The organism is Hyphomonas sp. TMED31, assembly GCF_002172815.1.
Lineage (GTDB): Bacteria > Pseudomonadota > Alphaproteobacteria > Caulobacterales > Hyphomonadaceae > Hyphomonas > Hyphomonas atlantica.
This window is the reverse complement of record NZ_NHCK01000014.1, coordinates 15,181-37,852: the sequence shown is the minus strand read 5'-3', so window position 1 is coordinate 37,852 and position 22,672 is coordinate 15,181. Positions and strand designations below refer to the sequence as shown.

22 protein-coding genes are annotated in these 22,672 nt (G+C 59.6%); 11 read left to right on the top strand and 11 right to left on the bottom strand.

Translation table 11 applies throughout. The annotated features are described in order from the left end of the window. The first annotated feature begins 89 nt into the window (after nt 1-89). A complete protein-coding gene (locus tag CBB91_RS02015; protein ID WP_035547067.1) occupies nt 90-425 on the top strand; it encodes a helix-turn-helix domain-containing protein in 336 nt (111 codons plus the stop codon). A gap of 54 nt (nt 426-479) precedes the next feature. Here CBB91_RS02015 and CBB91_RS02010 read toward each other — a convergent pair whose 3' ends face one another. The 3 genes from CBB91_RS02010 to CBB91_RS02000 form a co-directional block, all read right to left on the bottom strand. Next, a complete protein-coding gene (locus tag CBB91_RS02010) occupies nt 480-1,556 on the bottom strand; it encodes an MBL fold metallo-hydrolase (protein ID WP_273011525.1) in 1,077 nt (358 codons plus the stop codon). A 24-nt stretch (nt 1,557-1,580) separates the two neighbouring features. Further along, entirely contained in the window at nt 1,581-2,489 is a 909-nt protein-coding gene (locus tag CBB91_RS02005; protein ID WP_273011524.1) for an SMP-30/gluconolactonase/LRE family protein, read from the bottom strand. A 69-nt stretch (nt 2,490-2,558) separates the two neighbouring features. Continuing rightward, complete coding sequence (locus tag CBB91_RS02000) at nt 2,559-3,095, bottom strand: dihydrofolate reductase (protein ID WP_273011522.1); 537 nt, start codon at nt 3,093-3,095, stop codon at nt 2,559-2,561. A gap of 252 nt (nt 3,096-3,347) precedes the next feature. Here CBB91_RS02000 and CBB91_RS01995 point away from each other — a divergent pair, with 252 nt between their 5' ends. Together CBB91_RS01995 and CBB91_RS01990 are read left to right on the top strand one after the other, a co-directional pair. Next, complete coding sequence (locus tag CBB91_RS01995; protein ID WP_272982773.1) at nt 3,348-3,923, top strand: hypothetical protein; 576 nt, start codon at nt 3,348-3,350, stop codon at nt 3,921-3,923. Nucleotides 3,924-4,004: 81 nt separating this feature from the next. After that, nucleotides 4,005-4,361, top strand: coding sequence for a carboxymuconolactone decarboxylase family protein (locus tag CBB91_RS01990; RefSeq protein ID WP_273011520.1), 357 nt, complete (start codon nt 4,005-4,007; stop codon nt 4,359-4,361). Here the strand turns inward: CBB91_RS01990 and CBB91_RS01985 are convergent. Continuing rightward, nucleotides 4,358-5,152 carry a thymidylate synthase gene (locus CBB91_RS01985; protein WP_273011690.1) on the bottom strand — a complete coding sequence of 265 codons (795 nt, stop codon included), beginning with the start codon at nt 5,150-5,152 and terminating at the stop codon, nt 4,358-4,360. The two genes, CBB91_RS01990 and CBB91_RS01985, sit on opposite strands and share 4 nt — an antisense overlap. 226 nt (nt 5,153-5,378) lie before the next feature. Between CBB91_RS01985 and CBB91_RS01980 the strand changes: the two genes are divergently transcribed. Next, nucleotides 5,379-6,920 (top strand): pilus assembly protein, encoded by a 1,542-nt coding sequence (locus tag CBB91_RS01980; RefSeq protein ID WP_273011518.1) that lies wholly within the window; start codon nt 5,379-5,381, stop codon nt 6,918-6,920. On the opposite strand, the gene recF is transcribed toward CBB91_RS01980, so the two are convergent. From recF to CBB91_RS01955, 5 genes are all read right to left on the bottom strand, one after another. Then, nucleotides 6,917-8,029, bottom strand: coding sequence for a DNA replication/repair protein RecF (recF, locus tag CBB91_RS01975; protein WP_273011516.1), 1,113 nt, complete (start codon nt 8,027-8,029; stop codon nt 6,917-6,919). The genes CBB91_RS01980 and recF overlap by 4 nt on opposite strands. Nucleotides 8,030-8,098: 69 nt before the next feature. Then, the gene (gene dnaN, locus CBB91_RS01970) at nt 8,099-9,220 is read right to left on the bottom strand and encodes a DNA polymerase III subunit beta (RefSeq protein ID WP_273011514.1); all 1,122 of its coding nucleotides are present in this window, start codon (nt 9,218-9,220) and stop codon (nt 8,099-8,101) included. Between the two features lie 191 nt (nt 9,221-9,411). Then, nucleotides 9,412-10,875 (bottom strand): DnaA/Hda family protein, encoded by a 1,464-nt coding sequence (locus CBB91_RS01965; RefSeq protein WP_273011512.1) that lies wholly within the window; start codon nt 10,873-10,875, stop codon nt 9,412-9,414. A gap of 543 nt (nt 10,876-11,418) precedes the next feature. Next, the gene (rpsT, locus tag CBB91_RS01960; protein ID WP_035547047.1) at nt 11,419-11,682 is read right to left on the bottom strand and encodes a 30S ribosomal protein S20; all 264 of its coding nucleotides are present in this window, start codon (nt 11,680-11,682) and stop codon (nt 11,419-11,421) included. Nucleotides 11,683-11,811: 129 nt separating this feature from the next. Next, a complete protein-coding gene (locus tag CBB91_RS01955) occupies nt 11,812-12,594 on the bottom strand; it encodes an enoyl-CoA hydratase (protein WP_035547044.1) in 783 nt (260 codons plus the stop codon). Between the two features lie 257 nt (nt 12,595-12,851). Here CBB91_RS01955 and CBB91_RS01950 point away from each other — a divergent pair, with 257 nt between their 5' ends. The 7 genes from CBB91_RS01950 to CBB91_RS01920 all read left to right on the top strand — a co-directional run bounded on the left by CBB91_RS01950 (nt 12,852) and on the right by CBB91_RS01920 (nt 20,775). After that, complete coding sequence (locus CBB91_RS01950; protein WP_345906704.1) at nt 12,852-14,216, top strand: AarF/ABC1/UbiB kinase family protein; 1,365 nt, start codon at nt 12,852-12,854, stop codon at nt 14,214-14,216. A gap of 50 nt (nt 14,217-14,266) precedes the next feature. After that, nucleotides 14,267-14,740: a PaaI family thioesterase gene (locus CBB91_RS01945; protein WP_273011508.1), complete on the top strand. Its 474-nt coding sequence runs from the start codon at nt 14,267-14,269 to the stop codon at nt 14,738-14,740. A gap of 266 nt (nt 14,741-15,006) precedes the next feature. After that, entirely contained in the window at nt 15,007-16,488 is a 1,482-nt protein-coding gene (gene hisS / locus CBB91_RS01940) for a histidine--tRNA ligase (RefSeq protein WP_273011505.1), read from the top strand. Further along, on the top strand, nt 16,485-17,615 hold the full coding sequence (locus tag CBB91_RS01935) for an ATP phosphoribosyltransferase regulatory subunit (RefSeq protein WP_273011503.1): 1,131 nt from the start codon (nt 16,485-16,487) through the stop codon (nt 17,613-17,615). Before hisS ends, CBB91_RS01935 begins: the two co-directional genes overlap by 4 nt. Continuing rightward, nucleotides 17,612-18,346, top strand: a complete 735-nt coding sequence (hisG, locus tag CBB91_RS01930) for an ATP phosphoribosyltransferase (protein ID WP_272982787.1) — start codon at nt 17,612-17,614, stop codon at nt 18,344-18,346. Before CBB91_RS01935 ends, hisG begins: the two co-directional genes overlap by 4 nt. 400 nt (nt 18,347-18,746) lie before the next feature. Further along, nucleotides 18,747-19,937 (top strand): aspartate aminotransferase family protein, encoded by a 1,191-nt coding sequence (locus CBB91_RS01925; RefSeq protein WP_273011501.1) that lies wholly within the window; start codon nt 18,747-18,749, stop codon nt 19,935-19,937. A gap of 19 nt (nt 19,938-19,956) precedes the next feature. Beyond that, nucleotides 19,957-20,775 carry a carbon-nitrogen hydrolase family protein gene (locus tag CBB91_RS01920; RefSeq protein ID WP_273011499.1) on the top strand — a complete coding sequence of 273 codons (819 nt, stop codon included), beginning with the start codon at nt 19,957-19,959 and terminating at the stop codon, nt 20,773-20,775. A 30-nt stretch (nt 20,776-20,805) separates the two neighbouring features. On the opposite strand, the gene CBB91_RS01915 is transcribed toward CBB91_RS01920, so the two are convergent. Both CBB91_RS01915 and nspC read right to left on the bottom strand, forming a co-directional pair. Continuing rightward, entirely contained in the window at nt 20,806-21,105 is a 300-nt protein-coding gene (locus CBB91_RS01915; protein WP_273011688.1) for an excalibur calcium-binding domain-containing protein, read from the bottom strand. A gap of 111 nt (nt 21,106-21,216) precedes the next feature. Then, nucleotides 21,217-22,353 carry a carboxynorspermidine decarboxylase gene (gene nspC / locus CBB91_RS01910; protein WP_273011496.1) on the bottom strand — a complete coding sequence of 379 codons (1,137 nt, stop codon included), beginning with the start codon at nt 22,351-22,353 and terminating at the stop codon, nt 21,217-21,219. Between the last annotated feature and the right edge of the window lie 319 nt (nt 22,354-22,672).

The following is a 22,672-nucleotide window of genomic DNA, read 5'->3' as shown; positions in this document are numbered from 1 at the left end:
TTGGAGATGGCTAGCTGGGGAGCAGCTTACTTTTGGACAAGTATGCACTATTTGGTAAGTATCAAAGAAACTTTGGGAGGCAGTACTCGATGAGACCCTTTATTTGCGGACTGGACGCTGCACTCCGTCTGATTGGCGGCAAATGGAAACCGCTGATCCTGTTTTTTCTTGCGCGCCAGCCCATGCGGTATGGCGAACTGAAACGCAGTATCGACGGGGTCAGTGACAAGATGCTGATCCAGCAACTCAAGGAGATGGAACGCCATGGCATTGTCAGCCGCACGGACCATGGCGAAGTGCCGCCGCGCGTAGATTATGCCCTGACCGATTTTGGAAGAGGTCTCAGTGCGGCGTTCGTTTCTTTGTGCGAGTGGGGCGAAGCGCACCAGACCGAGATCACGGAAGCCTTGTTGGAAACAAGCTAGTCTGGCGCTTGTGAAATTGAGACGTCGCAAAGGATGAGCGCGTCCCGGTGGCGTTCAATTCAATCGCCTGCGTTCAATCTTGTCAGATCCCGCTGGCAGCGTGAACATCATTCCGTCTTCGCCCATGATGATCGGCCCGTTATAGGCTTTGGACGTGCCTTTCAGATAGGCGGGATAAAGTAGACGGCTCGGCTGCGCCGGCACGATATGGCTGAGTGCCAGCATGCGAACATTGGCGGCGTGAGCGACTTCTGCGGCTTCAACTGGCGTCGTGTGATAGTCCAGAATGTCGTTCATGATCGCGGCCAGCCGCGTCTCGCCATTGGCCGTGAGTTCGTCGCGAACCACACGGACCATGTCGGCGTTCAGGGCTTCGTGGATCAGGAGGTCCGTGCCGTTTGCCAGCGTCACCAGCCGGTCATCTTTCACTGTATCGCCTGAAATCGTGACGGATCGACCTCGATAATCAAAGCGGTAGGCAACCGCAGGCTCAATTGGACTGTGATCCACCGAGACAGCCGAGACGGTCAGCCCATCTCTTTCGTAGACGATTTCCGGTCGGCCTGAAGGCGTGAAGGCGACGGCCTCAGCGCCCTGNCCAGAGGGCGAGATCACGTCGGCGCCATGATGCGCGATTCGGTAGACTGTATCCTGAGCATAGGCGTCCGTGAATCCAGCGGCGATCCGCTCGACCCCGTTCGGGCCATGCAGCGCCAACGGTGTCTTGGCGCCGCCTGCTGCCCAGTGCTGCAGCATCACTTCACCGAGTCCGTCAATATGGTCGGAATGGAAATGCGTCAGGAAGACGGCCTCCACATTGCCCCATGGCAGACGCAGCTCTCCAAACCGCCGGGCCGAGCCGGAGCCAGCATCTATGATGAAGATGCGATCTCCGGCGGCAACTACGGTCATCGGGCCAACGCGTCCCGGATCTGGCAGGGGAGAGCCGGTGCCGACCAGAATGGCGCTCAATCCATCAGGTGCATCGGCCAGCGCGCTCTGCCCGAGATTGGCCTTTACGGCTGAACGGAACAGGGCTTCGCCGATCTGCACGCTGAACAAGGCGCGCGCACCGAGCAGCAAGGCGATCAGAATGCCTGTGCCGATCAGGATGTACTTCACGATTTTCATGACTTTTCCTCTTCGTGCGTCATATCAGGCGTTGAAATTCAGCTTCAGACCGGGCTCTGGCCAGCGACATTTCGCGAGCTGCCCGGTGCTGGAGAATGTGACATAGGCATCCTGCATATCGTCGCCGCCAAACGCGATATTGGTGACGATCAGGTCGGGAAAGGCCGTATGGTGANAGTCTCCGCCGGGCGNNATGGTGGTNATGCCACCATTCAGGATGGTCGCGACACAGACATTTCCTGCNGCGGTCATNGCAAGGCTGTCNAAGTATTGCAGGCCGGGCATCGTGGCCACGACACGGCCGCCATTGAAAGGCGAAGCAGGCTTGATCACACCAGGACTTTCCAGATCGAAAGCCCACATGCGACCAGTTAGCGTGTCGGCCATGTAGACCGTCTGTTCGTCAGGGGAGAGGCCGACACCGTTCGGGCTTGTATAGTGAAAGTCGAGTTCCTTTGCNTCNCTNGCNCCCCTGGCNAGGAAGAACAGGCCGCCAAAATCCCGGTGCCGGGAATAGGTCTTGCCGTGATCGGTGAANTAGAGNTTCCCAGCCTTGTCGAAGACAAGATCGTTCGGGCCCTTCAGCTTGTGGCCATCGACCGTGTCGAGCACGCGCTCGACCTTGCCGGTGGACAGATCGATCCGCTCGATCCGACCGCCATCATAATCATNCGGGCAATTGCCGGGGATGAGAAGCCCGTCCATNTCGGTGTAGATGAAGCCGCCATTGTTACAGACCCAAAGCGCACCATCNGGCCCGATGGCCAGCCCGTTCGGGCCGCCCCCGGTGTGCGCGATGANCTCTGTCTTGCCGTCTCCCCAGCAGCGGGTGACGCATTTCTTCTCGATTTCAACGACGATGACGCTGCCATCCGCCATGACAACCGGACCTTCCGGAAAGCGCAGGCCGGTGGTGATGATCTCGAATTCCATTGGCTGTTTCCTCCTCGCCATTTTTTGGGAGAAGGTTAGGCGTCTGATTTTCGAAGAACAATGATTGTCCTAGCGGGAAGTGAAAACGCTTACCCGGTCGAGCTGGCGGATCTTGAAGGCGAAATCATTGCCATTGCCGGCGTCATACTGCTCGGCGCTGGTCTCCCGCCAGTCATTGGCATCGAGTTCCGGGAAATAGGCATCGCCGTCTGGTTCTGCATCGACTTCAGTCAGGTAGATGCGGTCGGCCAACGGCAGGGCGAGCTTGTAGATGGCTTCCCCGCCAATCACGAAGACCTTGTCGGCATCTGTACGGGCAGCGACTGCGCGCGCGGAATTGGTGGCGGCGGCAAAGCTGGAATACACGCGGGCGCCATCGGCATTGTAGGCCCAATCGCGCGTCATCACGATATTCTCGCGGCCTTTCAGCGGGCGCACAGGCAGGCTTTCCCATGTCTTGCGGCCCATGATGATCGGACAGCCTAGCGTCGCCGTCTTGAAGAACGACAAGTCGCTCTTCAGTTTCCACGGCAAGTCACCTCCGGAGCCGATCACATTGTTACGAGCTCGAGCGGCAATCAGGCATAGTTTCACATCTGCCGACATACTGATCGGTTCCAATCTACTTGCATGTAATTTGGCGGCCAGCTCTTGTGACCCCATACGTCTTTGTGACTACATGCAGAGCCGAGTTTGTAGGGTGAATGCAACCTTATTTCTTCAGTTTTCAGGCAGTGAATGACAGTTCCGTTGGGGATGGTTTGGATGCAAACGTTTGTAGGAATTTTAACCAACGGAAACCCTGGTCAAATCGNCTGGGCGTTGCCTGCCATCCTGTTGTCATTATTGGCGATCTGGATGCTGAGAGGACGCGGGTGGGCGCTGATCTATGTCGCCCTGATTCCCTTCCTGAACTGGTCGTTCGGCATCATTCCGGAGTTCCAGATCATCGAGCCAACAGGTAGCGGCCTGACGGCGCAGGGGGTCTCGCTNCATCCGATGACGATGGTGACCGGCATGGTGTTCGTGATCCGGGATTTCGTACAGCGGGAAATGGGCCACCGCGTGCTGATCGTGATGGCAATGGCGATTGCCTGGTCATTCTATTATGCGTGGCCGGTCATTGCGCTGGCCAGCGGGATCGCCTTTGCGATTTCTGAAGGCGTGGACTGGCTGCTATTCACTTTCACCAAGTATCGCCTCTCCACGCGAATCCTGCTGTCCAGCGCGCTTGCGGCGCCTGTGGATACGACTGTGTTCCTGTATGGCGCGGACCTCGCCAAGCAGATGGAGCTGGGCATGGATCCCGGAAACTCGCTGCACGTCTGGAACTGGGTCGTGTTCGTGATCGGCAAGATGGTTGGCGCGGTGATCGTCTCGGCCATCATCCGACGGCGGGAAGATCTGGGAAAGGTCGACCCGGCGGCCGCCTGACTGCGCTATCCGGTAATCTCCATATTGCATGAGCCGATAGAGTTCGCATATTTGCGCAAGTATGCAAATAAGGAGTCGAGCATGGCAGACGGCAAAAAGGACTATGGCGCGATAACGGGCGCGATCAATTCNGGCATTACCGGGCTTCGCAATACAGGCGCGAAGGAAACGCTCAATCAGTTCAGCGCCATGTCCAAGGCCGCCTTGGCGGATGGCGCGCTGGATACCAAGACCAAGGAACTGATTGCCTTGGCCATTGGTATCGCNAAACAGTGTGANGGCTGTATCGGCTTTCACACCAAGGCGCTGAAACGGCTTGGCGCAACCGATGAGGAAGTTGCCGAAACGCTCGGCATGACGGTTTACATGGGCGGTGGCCCAAGCCTCATGTATGCAGGCGATGCGTGGACAGCCTGGGAGGCGCTGAAAGACGCCTAGACCGCGACCGGCGCCTTGATATGGGCGTGCGGCTCATAGCCCTCGATCGTGAAGTCTGAATATTCCCAGCCAAACAAATCAGTTTTGTCGGGGTTGAGGACAATGCGGGGCAGGGCGCGAGGGGCGCGCGAGAGCTGCAGCTGTGCCTGTTCCATATGGTTCAGGTACAGGTGCGCGTCGCCGAATGTATGTACGAACTCGCCCGGCTCCAGTCCGGTTGCGCGCGCCATCATCATGGTCAGCAACGCATAGGAAGCGATGTTGAACGGCACGCCAAGGAACACGTCTGCAGAGCGCTGGTAGAGCTGGCAGTTCAGTTTGCCGTCCATCACGTTGAACTGGAACAGNCAGTGGCAGGGCGGCAGCGCCATCTCATTCACATCGGCCGGGTTCCAGGCCGACACGATCAGGCGGCGGGAATTCGGATTGGTGCGGATCTCGTCCAGCACCCATTGGATCTGGTCGATCACGCGGCCGTCTGGCGCGGCCCAGCTGCGCCATTGCTTGCCATAGACCGGACCAAGGTCGCCATTCTCGTCGGCCCACTCATCCCAGATCGAGACCTTGTTGTCCTTCAGGTATTTGATGTTGGTATCGCCCTTCAGGAACCAGAGCAGTTCGATGATGATCGAGCGCAGGTGCAGCTTTTTCGTGGTGACCATCGGGAACCCGTCGGACAGATCGAACCGCATCTGGCGGCCAAACACGGCGCGTGTGCCTGTNCCNGTTCGGTCGGCGCGCTCATGGCCATTGTCCAGAATGTCCTGAAGGAGATCGAGATATTGCTGCATGTCAGCCTCTGTCGGGAATCGGTCTTCAGCGTCCATCGTATCACGAAATGGTCCCCGACAGGCAAGTCGGCGCAGCTTGATTGCCCGGGTTCGCGGGCATGTTCATGGTAAACGCAGTCTTGTTCTNCAGGGAGCATTTAACGTCTGAACCTGAAGGCACCGGAAATCAGTTCTGCCCACTATCAGCAAAAGGCCACACCGGGCTGGTGACCATGAGGCTGGGGCAGTGAAAACCGGGCGTTTCGAGACATTCTTCAATCGCTTTGCGCACGATGTGCATGGCAATCTGACCATGCTGACGGCGTTCATCCTGACGTCGTTGATGGTGCTTGTCGGACTGGCAGTCGACCTGGANTTCATNTTTCGCCAGAAAGCCCGCGTGCAATATGCNATGGATTCTGCCGTCCTCGCAGGCGCTCTTTCCCGTCAGGCGGGCGCAACAAATGCAGAAGTCGTCTCCGATATACGGCAATACGTGTCGCCCCTAGTCGACTCGGCAGGCGGTGGCATGAGTTGTACGACCGTTTCGGTCACATTCAGCGATGACAGCGAAGACATTCTCGGCCGCATGAGGTGTACTCAGCCGACCTTCCTGTCGAACCTGATCGGGAATGACGATATGAGCTTCACCGTCAGCTCAACCTCGACNTTCTCGGTNGGGCGGATCGACGTGTCTTTCGTGTTCGACGTGTCAGGGTCGATGAACAGCAACAATCGGCTGTCATCTCTGAAGACCGCCGCGATCACGGCGTTCGACGAATTGCTACCCGATGATCAGGTAAGAGACGGAACGGTTCGTCTCGGCATCGTCACCTACAACAATGCAGTCAATGCGGGGGCCTATTTTGACAAGGTCACCCGCGGCGTGACCATTCCGGCTGACGCCACGAACAGCGGGGCCATCAGCAACTACAATTCCTATAACAGCGCCCGAATGTACGANCAGGCGACGGGCAAGCGTTTCATGTATTATCAGGACGGAACNTGCACAGAGTCCGATCCTGNCGAGTGTGACCAGCATGGCGACTATGATTGGGATGTGGCCCGCTGGTTCTGGGAAGATTCAACAGCGAGAGACACCTGCGTTTACGAACGCACCGGAACCTATGCAGACAGCGACGCGGCTCCGGGCAGTTTCGCCTGGATCGGGGCGGGCAATCCGCGCTGGAACTTCTATGACAGCGACCGCGACAAGTATCGCGGCGAAAACGAGATCGAGAATGGCGGTGCGAACAGCTCGACCGGCGCGCTGGATTTCTACTACGCCACGTGCCGGGAGTCCGGACCCGTTCCTCTCACGGAAGACAAGGACGCGTTGAAGGCACATGTTCAGGCCATGACGGCAAATGGCGGCACGGCGGGTCATCTGGGTGTGGCCTGGGGCTGGTATCTGTTGTCGCCGAATTGGCAGAGCGTGTGGCCGGAAGTCTCAAAGCCGTGGGATTATGACGAAGTGAATGTCACCAAGGCGGTCATCCTGATGACGGATGGTGACTTCAACGTGTACCATCCGACTGCCAGCAAGAATTCGTTCCGCCAGGCGATGGACCTCTGTGATGCGATGAAGGCGGAGCCCGCAAATGTGCAGGTATACACAGTTGGGTTTCAGGTGCCGTCCTATGTCCAGAAGACATCCGATGGGCGCACGATCATGGAGTATTGCGCGACCAGCCCATCCTTCGCCTTTGATGCCTCGAACGGGGAGGAGCTGAAGGATGTGTATCGGGAGATTGCTCAGTCGATCTCCGATCTCCGGATCAAGAACTAGGCCTCACTCACCGCCTGGCCGTCCTCGACGCGCACCTTCTGCGCGCGGTCGCCAAAGGCTTCGAAGAGGAAGGCTTCCGTGCCAGTCAGCCAGGCCTGACCGCCAAGAGCGGACAATTCATCAAACAGCGCCGCCCGCCGGTCTGCATCAAGATGCGCCGCTGCCTCGTCTAGCAGGAGCAGGGGAGACGGCCCGGTACCATCCGCGCGAAGCGCTGAGGCCGAGGCGAGGATCAGGCCGATCAGCAACGCCTTTTGTTGCCCGGTCGACGCATCCTTCGCGGGCGCCCCTGTCGGGCGGTGGATCACGGTCAGGTCGGACCGGTGTGGGCCATCGATTGTTCTGCCGGCGGCGATGTCGCGGCGACGGGTTGTGCGGAATGTATCGATCAGCGCTTCGAAAATGGATTTGAAATCCTCGCCGCGCAGGGCCGCTTCTTCAGACTTGCCCTCAAGGGCGAGGTCAGCCTTCGGGAAATAGCCTTCAGGCCGAGCATTGATGGCGTCTTGCAGCGCTTCGAGAACGTGCGCTCGGTTGATAGCCATTTCTGCGCCGGCTTCGGCCATACGCGCCTCGATGGCATCAGCCCAGGCCGGGTCCACATGGCCCCGTTCGAGCAGGGCGTTGCGCTCACGCATCGCCTTTTCATACCGGCTGGCGGCGGTGCCATGTGTCGGCATATGCGCCATGACCTGCCGATCAAAGAAGCGGCGTCGGTCTGACGTGCTGCCCCGGAACACTCCGTCCATCGCCGGGGTCAGCCAGACGATGCGGACAAGTTCTGCGAGATCTGAAGCCGTGGCGGATGCGCCGTCGATACGAACAGTACGCTTCGTACTTGGGCTGAGCTCAAGGCCAACGCCGATGCGCTGCTCGTCCGCCAGCATCGCCGAAACTGTCCACCCTGCTGGCGCATCCTTCCGGACCATGTCCTGCAGGGTAGCCGAGCGCAGGCCGCGACCGGGGCCGAGCTGGCTCACCGCTTCAAGCAGATTGGTCTTGCCTGCGCCGTTCGCGCCATACAGGCAGACATGACGCCCATCCAGCGGCAGGCTGAGCGACGCATAATTGCGAAAGTCAGTCAGGGTCAGGCGGGTGAGGGCGGTCATTCAGGCTGTATGGCGTGGCCGGGTGTCAGGAGTCGAGACCGTCGTGCCGCCGGAAACGCCGTTGTTCCTTTAGACGCGCAGCGGCATCAGAACGTAGCGCGCGCTGTCATCGGACGGGTCCAGCACGAGGGCAGGCGATGCCGGATCGCTGAACATGAATTCCGCTTCGACCGCTTCGATCTGACCCGCAATATCGAGCAGGTACTTCGCGTTGAAGCCGATCTCCATTGCGTCCGAACCATATTCTGCTTCGAGCTCTTCATTGCCGACGCCGGTTTCGGCATGGTTCACCGCGAGGACCAGCTTGCCATCAGACAGAGACATCTTCACGGACCGCGAGCGCTCTGCCGATACGGTGGACACGCGGTCCACAGCCGCTTCGAAGGCCTTGTTGTCGATGGTCAGCTTCTTGTCGTTCCCTTTCGGGATCACGCGGCTGTAGTCAGGGAAGGAGCCATCGATGAGTTTTGAGGTCAGCACCGCGCGACCGGCGCGCACGACGATCTTCGTGTCGGACACTTCCACATCGATGTCGTCCTCGACCCCATCCACCAGGCGGCGCGCTTCCGCGATCGCCTTGCGGGGCACGATGATGCCTTCAAGGTTTTCAGATCCGGCCGGGGCAGGCAGCTCAGCCAGCGCGAGGCGGTGACCATCTGTGGCAACGGTTCGCAGCACGGCGCTGCCATCATCGGTTTTGGCGCCATGCAGGTACACGCCATTCAGATAGTAGCGGGTCTCTTCGGTGGAGATCGCGAAACGTGTCTTGTCGATCAGACGCGCAAACTCCTTGGCGCCGATCGAGAATTTCGTCGGCGTGTCGTCAGAGCTCATTGTCTGAAAGTCTGAGGCGGGCAGGGTTGGCAATTCGAAGTGAGACCGGCCCGCCGTGATGGCGAGGCGCTGGCCTTCAGGCTGGACTTCCAGCTCGACCTCTGACCCCGCGGGAAGCTTGCGCACCACATCGAACAGCGTTCCGGCCGGGGCGGTCACGGCGCCTTCGCGCGACACGCTTGCATCTGCGCTGTCGACGGCTTCGATATCGAGATCGGTCGCGGTGAGCTTCAACTCTCCATTGCCTGCCTGGAGCAGTACGTTTGAGAGGATCGGGATCGTGTTGCGGCGCTCCACCACATTCTGCACATGAGACAGTGCGTTCAGCAGGTCGCCGCGTTCAATCGTCAGTTTCATCGTCCGTTCCGTTCGTGGCAGGCCGCCAGAAGCGGCCCTGAATTCTTCATACTTGCTCCCGGCTCCGCCCGGAACAGCCATCCGGAACGGAATCGGCCCGCTCTGCAGGGAGAGCGGGCCGAGCACACTTACTCAAACAGGGGCAAAAGCCAAGCGCTGATCATGTTTTCAGCGTGATTGGCCTCACCTGCCTAGTTCATACCCGCTGCCTGCAGCTCGAGGATCGCTTCGCTGACGGCTTTGATGTGGGCCTTGAGCTCGACATTGTCCTTCAGGGCCTTGGTNACCTTGCGGTGCGCATANAGGATGGTTGTNTGATCGCGCTTGCCGAAGCTGTANCCGATCTGCGGGAAGGATTTCCCGGTCATCTCGCGGCACANATACATGGCGATCTGGCGTGGGTACACCACAGCGCGCGCCTTGCTNGGGCTNTCCATGTCAGTCTTTGTCACGTCGAAGACTTTCATTGTCGCCTTCTTGACCAACTCGATAGACGGCTGGCGCACGTCGCCTTCTGTCCGGCGCACGATCTTGCGAACCATGTCCAGCGTAGGCGTGCGGATACCGAAGGCNGCCTCTGTGTAGAGGTTCCAGATCGCGCCGGTCATTTCACGGGCCTGACCGCGGATGCCGGCATTGAACTCGGCGATCATCTCNTCTGTGACAACAAAGTTCGGATGGCCTGACTGAATATGGTCAGCAAGGTCGCGCATGATCTGGTAGCGCATGTTGGCGTCCGGCTCGCCAACCTCGACGGTGGTCGCGCCTTTCAGCTCACTGATCATGCGGGGGCTGAACCCGGTGACGTCACCAGGGGCCTTGTCACCCGCCAGAACGACATGGCCGCCATTCGCGGTGACCTCACGGATGTTCTGGAACAGCTCCGTCTCTGTGCCCGGCTTGCCGCTGATGCGGTGCAGGTCGTCGATCATCAGGATGGTGGCGGCACGCAGACGCTTCTTCAGGGCGCTGGTGTCCTTCACCTTCACGCCGTCTGTGTAAGAGGAGAGAAATTCTTCCGCAGTGAGGTAGACGACATTGCACTCGCCATCNCGCGCTTCAGCGGCAGATTTCAGCGCGTGAAGGATGTGCGTCTTGCCGGTGCCCTGCAGGCCATAGAACAAGGTTGTCAGCGTGCCGACTGGCAGGCCGGCCGCAATACGCTTCGCCATCTCGACGGCCAGCTCGTTTGCCTCACCCGTGACGAGGGTGCCAAACGACATGACAGGGGCNCCNGTNCTNGCNGTGGAGGTCTCGGTCTCTGCCTTTGGCGCTGTATCGGCGGCCGCCTCAGTCGTTGCCCAAGGATCGTCGACGATCTCCAGCAGTTCGGCAGGCGCAGTGCGCCAGCAGACCAGCTTGATCGCGCGGCGGGCCGGGTCATGCTCGCGCCAGATGCGCTGGATGGCATGGCGGTGGGCCCCATAGACGCGGTCGAATGACAGCGGATCCCGCGCCGCAATGATCATCTCATTGTTGTACTCGGCAACCAGGCGCAGACCATCGATCCAGCGATCATAGTCAGCCGTGTTGAGGATGGTCGCGAGATGCGCCTTTACGGTCAGCCAGATCTCCTTGCCCGGAGCATTCTTGCCGCCCTGTTTTTTAGTGAAGTCTACGCCAGTTTCTGAATCAAAGAGTCTGTTCCCGTCCATGCCGAGCCCCATTTTCTAGTTATATTTCACCCTGACCAACTGGCACGCAGTTCCCGCCCGAACCGTAGTCCGGTTACACATAAATACTCCGTGTCGGGAGAACTTTTCTGTTGGTGAATTCAAATTACTCAAAGGGGGTTTTGCTGACAAGTGCAACTTTTATGCGACAACAGGTTTTGCTCGCTTGACTCTTAATCCTCTTCCTCAAATCGCAATCAAATCAGGCGTTTGAGAACTGATCTTTTTTTGTGAGTGAGTCGCTCCACACTTTTGTTCACGCCTGTTCTGTCAACAGGGGGCGGGGCATAAGCCTGTGAAATTCCTCTGAATAAGTGCGAGTTTTTTTCTTCCTCTGACAAGCCCTAACATTACTGCAACTCGGACCCTCACAGTCAGGTCAATTTCGCAATCCTTACGAGAAACCTCCAAGTGCAATGAACTTGTTGTTTGGCGGGCTACATTTTGTTGTATTGAGTAGTTGACATGAAAAAACCCGCCTGAGCAGTCAGGCGGGTTTCAAATTTTTACGCAAGAAAGTGTCGCTTAGCCCATTGCCTTGACGCGGGCTGACAGGCGGGAAACTTTCCGGGCAGATGTGTTCTTGTGCATCACGCCCTTGGTAACCGCGCGCATCAGTTCCGGCTGAGCAGAGCGCAGCGCTTCCTGAGCAGCAGACTTGTCGCCAGCCGCGATTGCTTCCTCAACCTTGCGGACAAAGGTGCGCACGCGTGAGCGGCGAGCTTTGTTCACTTCGGTGCGGCGCGCAATCTTGCGGACCATTTTCTTGGCAGAACGAGTATTAGCCATATTAAACTCCTGTGGCCCGAAGGGCTCCCTTCAGGCTGAAGGCGGGGGAATACATAAACGGCGCGGGGGCGTCAACAGCCCAGATGGACCCCGGCGCAGGAAAATGCAGGTATGATCGGGTGTCCTGCATTACTTGTCTTTGAAGTGGGCCGAGCGTTTCTCGACATAGGCCGCCATGCCTTCCTTCTGGTCGTCTGTCGAAAACAGCGACTGGAACATGCGGCGTTCGAACTGGATGCCCTGGGAAAGGGGGGTCTCGTAGGCGATCTTCACTGCTTCCTTGGTCAGCATTGCAGCGGCCAGAGGCATGGAGGCGATGGTGCGCGCCAGTTCCCGCGCGGCGTCCAGCAGGTCGTCTGCAGGCACGACGCGGCTGACCAGTCCGCAACGTTCGGCTTCTTCGGCGTCCATCATCCGGCCCGTCAGGCACAATTCCATCGTCTTTGACTTGCCGATAACGCGGGCAAGGCGCTGCGTGCCGCCTGCACCGGGCATCACGCCAAGGCGCACTTCAGGCTGGCCGAACCGGGCTGTATCAGCCGCCAGGATAATGTCGCACATCAGGGCCAGCTCACAGCCGCCACCAATTGCATAGCCTGAGACGGCCGCCACAATGGGCTTCCGCGCCCGCGCGGCGCGTTCCCAATTCCGGCTGATGAAGTCTTCATAATAGGATTCAGGATAGGTCTTCTCCTGAATCTCCTTGATATCGGCCCCTCCGGAGAAAGCCTTCTTGCTGCCGGTCAGGACGATGCAGCCAATATCCGTGTCACTCTCGAACCGGTCGAGGGCGTCGGTCAACTCGTTCATCATCTCTTCGCAGAGGGCGTTCAGGCTCTCCGCACGATTGAGCGTGATGATGGCAAAGCCAGCCTCGGCATCAATCTCGGTGAGCAGCGTATTGTAAGACATTCAAAAAAATTCCTGCTGGTCGCGGTTCGGCGCTGGCATTTCTGTTGCCGCAGCCTGTAATAACAAGGACACTCTACACCCCGTGCCCATGACCGGGAAACCTCCGGGCGTTGTTCCTTTTTCGTCGCGGATATCTCGCGAAGGCGGGCCTATACATCAATCATGACGCATTTGTCATCCATTGCGAGTCATATCGGGCTGACACCTGCGACAAGTGCGGATTGGCTGTTTTCAAGGCAGAGACCTATATCTTGCCCATGACAGATGGCAGCCAAACATCGCGAGACCCGGAACGCAACCGCCTGTCGGGTCGTCTTGCACGAACCGCCAGGGTCGGGGCCAATTTGTCCGGCGCAGGCCTGACCTTTGCCACGCAGAGCCTGTTTGGCGGGGATCAGGGCGATGAGAAAATCGCACGCGCGCTGGCGGCGGCGCTTGGCAAATCCAAGGGGCCACTCATGAAAGTGGCGCAGATGGTGTCGACCATTCCGGATTTCCTGCCGCCGGAATATGCCAACGAACTCAGCCAGCTGCAGGCCGAGGCCCCGGCCATGGGCTGGCCATTCGTCAAGCGGCGCATGCGGGCTGAGCTTGGTGCGGGATGGCTGGAGAAGTTTGCCGAGTTCGAGAAGGAGGCCGCCCATGCTGCCTCGCTCGGCCAGGTTCATCGGGCCACACTGCATGATGGTCGCCAGGTCGCCTGCAAGCTGCAGTATCCTGACATGGCGAGCGCCGTGGAGTCGGATGTCGGGCAGCTCAAGACCATGCTCGGCCTGTTCAAGCGGATGGACGGATCGATCGACCCAAGCGCCATGGTCGACGAGATCACAGACCGGCTTCGCGAAGAACTCGACTATGCCCGCGAGGCGAAGCACATGGCGCTTTATGCTCATATGCTGGCAGATCGGGACTTTGTGACAGTGCCGGACCCGGTCCCTGACCTTTCCACTGACCGGCTGCTCACCATGAGCTGGGTATCGGGGCAGCGGCTCGATGCGTTCGAGGGTGCGCCACAAGAGGTGCGCAACCGGATTGCGGAAATGCTGTTCTGGACATGGTGGGGGCCGTTTAACGCCTATGCCGTCATTCATGGCGACCCGCATCTGGGCAATTATCAAGTGACGGGGGAGGGCACCGGCCTCAACCTTCTGGACTTTGGCTGCATCCGCATCTTCCCGCCGCAATTCGTCAGCGGTGTCGTGGACCTCTATCGCGCCATCCTCGCGGATGATTTCGACGCAGCCTATGCCGCCTATGAAAAATGGGGCTTCAGCGGCCTGTCGAAGGAATTGGTCGAGGTGCTCAATATCTGGGCGCGCTTCATTTATGGTCCATTGCTGGATGACCGCGTGCGCTCTGTTGCCGATGGAGTTAGCCCCGGCGAGTATGGCCGCAAGGAAGCCTTTCAGGTGCGCAGGCTGCTTAAGGAGAAAGGGCCGGTGAAGATCCCGCGGGAGTTTGTGTTCATGGACCGCGCGGCCATTGGCCTCGGCGCGGCATACCTCCGGCTGGGGGCAGAGCTCAATTTCTACCGATTGTTCAATGAAAGCCTTGAAGGGTTTGAGGTGGATGCGGTGGCCGCGCGCCAGGCGAGCGCCAAGACGGCGGTCGGCCTCGACTGACGCATGGTTAGTTCTGGCCCTCGCGCAAACTTGGCGCTAATCCGCACTGCATGAGCGACGACCTTACCAGAAACCAGACTTTCGAGACGCCGAAAGGCTATTCCATTCTCCCCTGGCATCGCGGCTTCGGGCGCCAGATTGGCCCGCTGTTCGAAAAGCGGGACGAAACCGGCGTTTACCGCGCGTTCCGCGTGGAAGAGTACCACACCAATGGCATGATGAACGCGCATGGCGGCATGGTCATGACCTTTGCCGACATGGCCTGGGGCGCGGCCGTCGAGAAGGATGAGGACACCTGGTGGGTCACCGTTCGTCTTCTGTGTGACTTTCTCTCCGGTGCGCCGATGGGCAGCTTTGTCGAGGGCAAAGGCGAAGTCGTCGGCCGTCAGGATGATGTCTTCACCGTTGAGGGGCGCATCTGGACGGGCGACAAATTGCTGATGCGCGGTACCGGCATCTTCAAGGTGATCGAGCGCCGCGATGGCGCGCAGAAGCCTTTCACGCGCCCGACGGAAAAAGCCTGACGCCCGCCTGAAAGGTTGACTCTGTCGGGGCGTCTCAGTATCCGCCAACGCGATGAACATTGCACTGCACCACCATCACCATCATTCGTGACGCGCCGACGAGGCGCGAACCGGTCCGGCTGCGCCTCCTGCAAGTGTTCAATCTTCCGAACCAGATCAGATGAGGCAGGCCGACCTCCGGTCCGCGCTGCGTTGACGTGTTGCCTTTCCAATTCTGGCGTCTCCGTCTATGCGGGGCGCGTCGGCAACCAGGACCAGAGACGACCATGAGCGACAAGGACACACCTCCTCTCACAGGCAAGGACCTCGCCCGCAAGCCGCGCGGCTTCCCGGACAAGCGCGAAAGCCTCATCCATGCGCAGGCCGGACTGGTCGAGACCATCACGGGCGTCTACCGCCAATGGGGGTTCGAGGCGCTGGAGACTGGCGCGTTTGAATATGCCGATGCGCTCGGCAAATTCCTGCCAGATGATGATCGCCCGAATGCGGGCGTCTTCGCCATTCAGGATGACGATGAGCAATGGATGGCGCTGCGCTACGATCTGACGGCCCCGCTCGCGCGGTTCGTGGCGGAGGCGGGCCAGTCACTGGGCAAGCCGTTCCGTCGCTATGCCGCCGGGCCGGTCTGGCGCAATGAGAAGCCGGGACCGGGCCGCTTCCGTGAGTTCTGGCAATGCGATGCCGACACGATTGGCGCGCCGGGCTTTCACGCTGATGCGGAAATGATCGCGATGGGCGCTGAGGCGCTGCGCGCGGTCGGGATGGAGACGGGCGAGTTCGTGATCCGCGTGAATACGCGCCGCCTACTGAACGGTGTGCTGGACGGCGTGGGTGCGACACAGGGCGAAACCCGTCTCGCCATCCTGCGCGCCCTGGACAAGCTGGACCGACTGGGCGTCGAAGGCGTTGCCGATTTGCTCGGCGAAGGCCGTATGGATGAAAGCGGTGACTATACAAAAGGCGCGGGCCTCGGCGCAGCTGAAGTGAAGCGCGTGCTCGCCTTCGCGCAGGCGGGCGCAGACACACGTGCCGAAACGCTCGAGAANNTGGCGANGGCCACCGGCGACACAGAGGAAGGCAAAACCGGCCTTGCCGAACTGGAAGCCATTGCAAAGGCGCTCGAAGCGCTTGGCGCACCTGAGGGCGATGTCGTGATCGACCCGTCCGTGGTCCGCGGCCTCGAATATTATACCGGCCCNGTCTATGAGGCCGAGCTGCTCCGTGAAGTGACGGGAGAAGATGGCAAGACGTACCGCATCGGCTCCATTGGTGGGGGCGGCCGCTATGATGATNTGGTCGCCCGCTTCACTGGCGAGACGGTTCCGGCGACTGGTTTCTCCATCGGAATCTCCCGGCTTGCTGCCGCGATGCAGATCATGGGCGAGACCGAGAAGCTGGACGGGCCGGTNGTTGTTCTGAATTTCGACAAGGAAGACCCGTCCGTCGCGCTGCAGATCGCAACAGANCTGCGCCGCGCCGGTATCCGGGCGGAGGCCTATATGGGGNCCTCCGGCATGCGGCCGCAGATGAAATATGCNGACCGCAGATCATCNCCGGCCGCCATCATGGTGGGCGAAGATGAACTCGCCAAGGGCACGGTNACGATCAAGGATCTNGAGATGGGCGCTTTGAAGGCGAAGGCCATCAAGTCCAATGAAGANTACCGNGAAGCCCGCCCCGGACAGTTTGAGGTCCCGCGTGCNGAAATGGTCGAGGCCATTCGCAAGATNGTCGAGGCCCAGAAATGACACATGATGCACTCGTCGCGGCAGCGCGCGGCGTGTTCGAAGCGACCGGGGCAGAGCGCGTAGATCCGGCCTATATTCTGCCGTCTGATATTCCGCTGGAACTGTCGGGTGAAGCCGTGCGCGCACGTCTGTGCGTATTCTCCGATCATCGCGGGAATGAGATGGTCATGCGGCCGGACCTGACCCTGCCTGTCGCCGGGCAGGAGGCTGAACGCCGGGCCGCAGGTGGTGATGGCGCGAAAGCCTATACTTATGCGGCCCGAGCATTCCGACTGCCCGCCGCTGAAAACGACCCGATGGAGTTCACACAGGTCGGCTTTGAATGGTTCGGNAAGGACAGTAGCGCTGATTCAGATGCCGAGGCATTCGCGCTTGTCCGTGAGGCCGTTGCCGCGTGTGACGTCACGCCAACCGCGACCGAGATGGGGGACCTGTCGATCTTCCCTGCTTTTGTGGATGCGCTTGGTTTGGCCCGGATCACAACCGACCTCTTGAAGCGGGCATTCCGNCAGGAGGGCGGGGTGAGCGATTTGCTGGCTGCCGCGCCTGAGGCTCCCGCTGATGACTTGCAACCTGTGTTGGAGGCTCCCAGCTCGAAAGAGGCCGAGGCCGCCTTCCTGAACGTCTTGTCCGAACGCGGCATTCCCATGATCGGTACACGCAGTGTCGNTGAAATCGTGGCAGGTTTGCGGGGCAAGGCGGCGGTTCATGCTGCTGGCGGTGTTCCCGAGGCTGCGCGAGCAGCCTTGTCTGATCTTGCCGGCGTAAACTGCCCGGCAGGGGAGGCAGCAGATGTGCTTGGCGCNATAGCGGGCAAACATGGGCTCGACACGATGAGCAGCGCAATCGAGCGCGTTGCAAAGCGCATGGATGCCATTCTCGCTGCCGTGCCGGGTGTCGCGACAGAGGCGCGGTTCCGGTCNGGCTTCGGGCGTCGGTTCACCTATTATGATGGCTTCGTCTTCGAGACGTTCGGGCAGAATTTGACATCCCGACAGCCCATTGCCTCGGGTGGCCGGTATGACGGGCTGATCGAAGGCTTGTCCCGGTCCAGGGCCGCTGCATCCGGCATTGGCGGNGTCGTCCGCCCGGACCGCATCCTGCGCGCAAAAGGAGAGACGGCATGAGCGTCCTGTCACTGGCGATTCCGTCCAAGGGGCGGCTGAAGGAAAAGTCCGAAGCGTTCCTGATGGAGCAGGGCTTCGAAGTGCGCCAGATCGGCGGCGAACGGGGGTATCAGGCGGAGATCACCGGCCTCGGCGAAGTCGACATGCGGCTCCTGTCAGCGCGAGAAATTGCGCAGGGNATCATCGACGGCACGATCCATGCGGGCGTGACCGGGGAAGACCTGCTNCACGATCTNGCGCCGACCGGGCCGGAAGATTTTCACGTGGCAGAGCGGCTCGGCTTTGGCGGGGCGGATGTCATTGTGGCCGTGCCACAGGCCTGGATNGATGTGGACACGATGTCGGACCTGGAGGCTGCGGGCGCGGCCTTCCGGAAGGCCCATCATCGGCGTTTGCGCGTTGCGACCAAGTATATGCGGCTAACGCGGCGCTTCTTCGCGGCGAAATCGGTGGGCGAATACCGACTCGTTGAAAGTGCTGGCGCCACCGAAGCCGCACCGGCCACCGGGGCCGCAGACGTCATCGTGGACATCACCTCCACAGGGGCCACGNTGAAGGCGAACGGGCTCAAAATTGTTTCAGATGGAATAATTTTGAAAAGCGAGGCCGTTTTGGCAGTGTCTGCGAATGCCTCCTGGAGCCCGGCGGCGCTGAAGTCCCTGTCGTTATTGCGCGGTGCAGCAAAAATTGAAAAACTGCTCACATTGAAAAATTTGAATTCACATTCTTGACACACGCCTAAAAGCGCGGCCTTATGACACGGCAAGTTTCTGGGAGGAAACGCTGCAAACGGTGGAAGGCGCGGAAGCTGGTGGAAGCTCTCCGCGCCTTTTTTCATTTNCGGTAATCAAGAGAGTCCACCGAGGCGACCCAGAGCAACGGCTCAGGTGAGGTAGGGGGCGTTTTAGACATTGACCCCGGGCCGCCTCGGCTTCTTGAATAACAATATGCATTTATCGAAAAACGTCAATCAAAATTATCGTTTTTCGATTAAATAATTTTCATGGTTCAAGATAGCTTCACTCAAGTCCGTTTCGGAAAGGGGGCTGCTGCCAGCCCGTGTGTTGACTTCGCCAGGCGGCGCGGCCAAGCGTTGGCCAAATCAGATTTTGCGAACGCATGGGAGTTATCATGAGCGATCCGCGCCAGCACATCATGCCTGTCTACCGGCCACCGGAAGAAGTTTTCGAGAAGGGAGAGGGTCCATACCTCTTCACCGAAAGCGGTACGCGATATCTCGACTTCATTGCAGGCATTGCTGTCAACGCCCTTGGTCATTCGCATCCGGCCATGGTCGACGCGCTGAAAGGCCAGGCGGAAAAGCTGTGGCACACCTCCAACATGTTCCGCGTGCGGGGGGCCGAAGAACTGGCCGACAAGATTTGCCGGGACACGTTNGCAGANCGGGTCTTNTTCACCAATTCCGGCACTGAAGCGGTTGAGTGCGCCATCAAGTCTGCCCGGAAATATCATTGGGCGAATGGCAATGAAGAGCGCATCGACATCATCACCTTCACCGGTGCATTCCACGGTCGTTCACTCGGCGCCATCAATGCTGGTGGTAACCCGAATTACCTTCAGGGCTTNGGTCCGAAGCTGCCGGGCTTTGTGCATTTGGAATGGGGTGACCATGACGCGCTGAAAGCCGCAGCGGCGCAGCCGACGACAGCGGCGGTGTTCGTCGAACCGGTACAGGGTGAGGGCGGTGTCCGCGCCATGCCGGATGCCTGCCTGAAGGGCCTTCGTGAACTGTGCGACGAACATGGCATCCTGCTGATTTATGATGAAGTGCAATGCGGCATGGGGCGGACCGGAAAACTGTTCGCCCACGAATGGGTAGACGGCGCCGCGCCCGACATTCTCTGCTCGGCCAAGGGCATCGGCGGCGGCTTCCCGTTCGGCGCCTGCCTGACAACGGAAACCGTCGGCGAACACATGCAACCGGGCAGCCACGGCTCCACCTATGGCGGCAACCCGTTGGCGATGGCGGTTGGCAATGTCGTTTGGGATATCATTTCTGATGAAGATTTCCTCGCCGAAGTACGCCGCGTTTCGGCTACGTTGACCCAGGGGCTGAAGAGCCTGGCCGACAGCCATCCGGACAAGGTCGAGGCCGTAACCGGCAAAGGCCTGCTCACCGGCCTGAAGATGAAGGCGAACCCGAAAAGCCTGCAGGGCGTGTGTCGCGACAAGAATCTTTTGGTCGGCGTCGCGGGTAACAACGTGCTGCGTCTGGCTCCGCCGCTGGTGATCACGGACGAACATGTCCGTGAAGCGACCAATATCATGGATGCAGCGCTGTCTGAGTGGGTGCCGGAGTAAACTGCCGGAGGCCAGCCGAATGACAAAGCTCCGCATAGGGTGCGCCCAGCTTCGGACGGGCGTTGAGATTGAGGCGAACATTGATCACGCCTCGGCCCTGATCCGTGAGGCGGCGGGGAAGGGTGCGCGTTTCATCGCAACGCCGGAGATGACCAATCTGCTGGATATTCGCCCTGGCAAGGCGCGGCCCAAAATCGTTGCCGAGTCAGATGACAAGACATTGGCAGCGCTCCGTGCGCTGGCGGATGAATTGGGCATTTGGCTTTTGATCGGGTCCATCGCCGTGACGGTGGAGGGCGAAGAACGGCTGGCCAACCGGTCTTTCCTGATCGCGCCTGATGGCAGCGTCCGCGCGCGTTACGACAAGATCCACATGTTCGATGTCGAAGTGGGCGACGGGCAGAGCTATCGCGAAAGCCGGTCCTATCGTCCGGGCGAACGCGCCGTGCTGGCGGAGACAGAGTTCGGCAAGCTTGGCATGACAATCTGCTATGACGTCCGCTTCCCACATCTCTATCGCAAGCTTGCGCAGGCGGGCGCGGAAATCCTCACCATCCCGGCCGCATTCACGCGCGTGACGGGCGAGGCGCACTGGCACACGCTGGTTCGGGCGCGCGCCATAGAGACCGGCAGTTTTGTCCTCGCGCCTGCGCAGGGCGGGAAGCACGAGGATGGCCGCGAGACCTTCGGCCACTCCCTGATCGTTTCGCCTTGGGGAGACGTGCTGGCGGAGAAGGCAGATGATGAGCCGGGTGTGATCGTGGCGGACATCGATCTGGATGCCGTGGCGAAAGCGCGGGCGCGCATCCCTTCGCTCGGGAATGATCGGAAACTCTGACGGCATCACACCTTACNACTGAAGAGTATATTACTCACAGCCAATTCCATCATTGTCTCGGTCAAGGTGAGGGCCATAGCCTGGATCACCCCGACGTACGGGGGCCGCACCTGCGGCGCGTGCTTCCGAGCAATTGCGGAAGGCCCTAACCTGTGGGGCGGGCGGCAAAGTATTCGTGGTCGCGCGTTGAGGTCTGGGCGCTGGGGTGGCTGAGGATGAGGATGTTTTGCCATGACAATGGTAGTCACCTGTTTTGCGATTTGTGTGACATCCTTGCGCATTGAGCCCGCCACCATGAGCAAGGGCCTCTCCCGTGGTTGGCAGTAGCATCAACAGAATTGCAGGTAACAATCTACGCATCAGTCTATTCCTCCGAAAACGGAGAATACCTCATCGTGCGCAATCATCGGTTAAAAGTGAACCGCAAATTTTTGGTGCGGGTTAGCGCCCCAACCGCCGCCGGAATTCCTCATAGCCGAAATCNGACAGNCTCTCGATGATGCCGTCCTCCCAGCGCACCGCGAGGTTTGCCAGCGGGGTGCCGTTAAACGTGTTCGTCTTGACGAAGGAATAATGCATCTGGTCGGTGAAGATGATCGTGTCGCCTGGCTTGAGTGGGGCGTCGAAGGAATAGTCTCCGATCACGTCACCCGTCATGCAGGTCTTGCCGCCGAACCGGTANGTGTGTGCCTTCTGGCCGGGCTGGCCNGCGCCGATCACGTCTGGCCGGTAGGGCACTTCCAGCACGTCCGGCATATGGGTCGAGGCGGACGCGTCGAGGATCGCCAGATCGACTTCGTTCCAGTGCAGGGCGAGGACGGTGGCNTAAAGNTCNCCCGTATTGACGACAAGGCCGGCGCCCGGCTCCAGAACAACCTCGACGCCAAAGCGCGCCTTGAACNCCTTGATGGCCGCNATCAGNGCGTCAACATCATAGCCATCCTTGTTGAGGAAGTGTCCTCCGCCGAAATTCACGGTACTGACCTGTTCAATGTATTGCCCGAAATTGTCGGCCACGAATTCGATCAGTCCGACAGAGCCTTCGTGCAGGCTTTCGCACAAGGCGTGCACATGGAAAATGTCGATGCGGGACCAGTCAACCTGATCCAGCTTTGACGGCACTTCGCCGAACCGGCTTCCGGGCGCACANGGATTGTACAGGTCNCCGCCCAGCGTCGCATTGGAATAGCCGGGATTGACGCGNAGGCCGACCTTGGCCCCNGCATTGCGGGCAATGTCGGCGAACCGGTCCAGCTGTTCGAGGGAGTTGAAATAGATGTGCTCGGCCACTTCGGTCAGGCGTTCCACCTCGGCCTTTGTATAGGCGGGCGAGTAGACATGCACTTCCTTGCCGAAGCTCTCATGCCCCATGATGGCTTCCTGCTCTCCGCTCGCCGTGGTGCCGTCCAGATAGTCGGTCATCATCGGGAAAGCGGCGGGCAGGGAGAACGCTTTCGTTGCCAGCAGGATCTTGCACCCGGCTTCCTCGCGCACACGTTTCGCCGTTTCCAGGTTCGCGCGCAGGCGCGCCGCGTCCAGCACGAAAACGGGCGTCTGAATATCCGTACTCTGTGTCATGACTCGCGTTCCCTTGGTCTATTTTGGTGTGTGGTATCGATAGGTGAATGCATTTGGGTCAGGCCGAACCGCTCCCAGATGTGCGCAGTTCTAGNGACTGGTCATTGAGGCGTCTGCGACAGTAGTCGTACACCAGATACTCTAGCTGGTGCCGCTCAATGAAAGATTCCCGTGTGGCTTGCGAGATTTGCTGATCACGCGGAGTCTCATTTTCTCTTGGAATGGTCATTGGCTTGAANCCTAAGCGGGCCGCAAATACTTTAATGGTCGCTTCCAAGTGCTCAGTGGTGCCTACGGAGATGAATTTCTCCTCAATCAG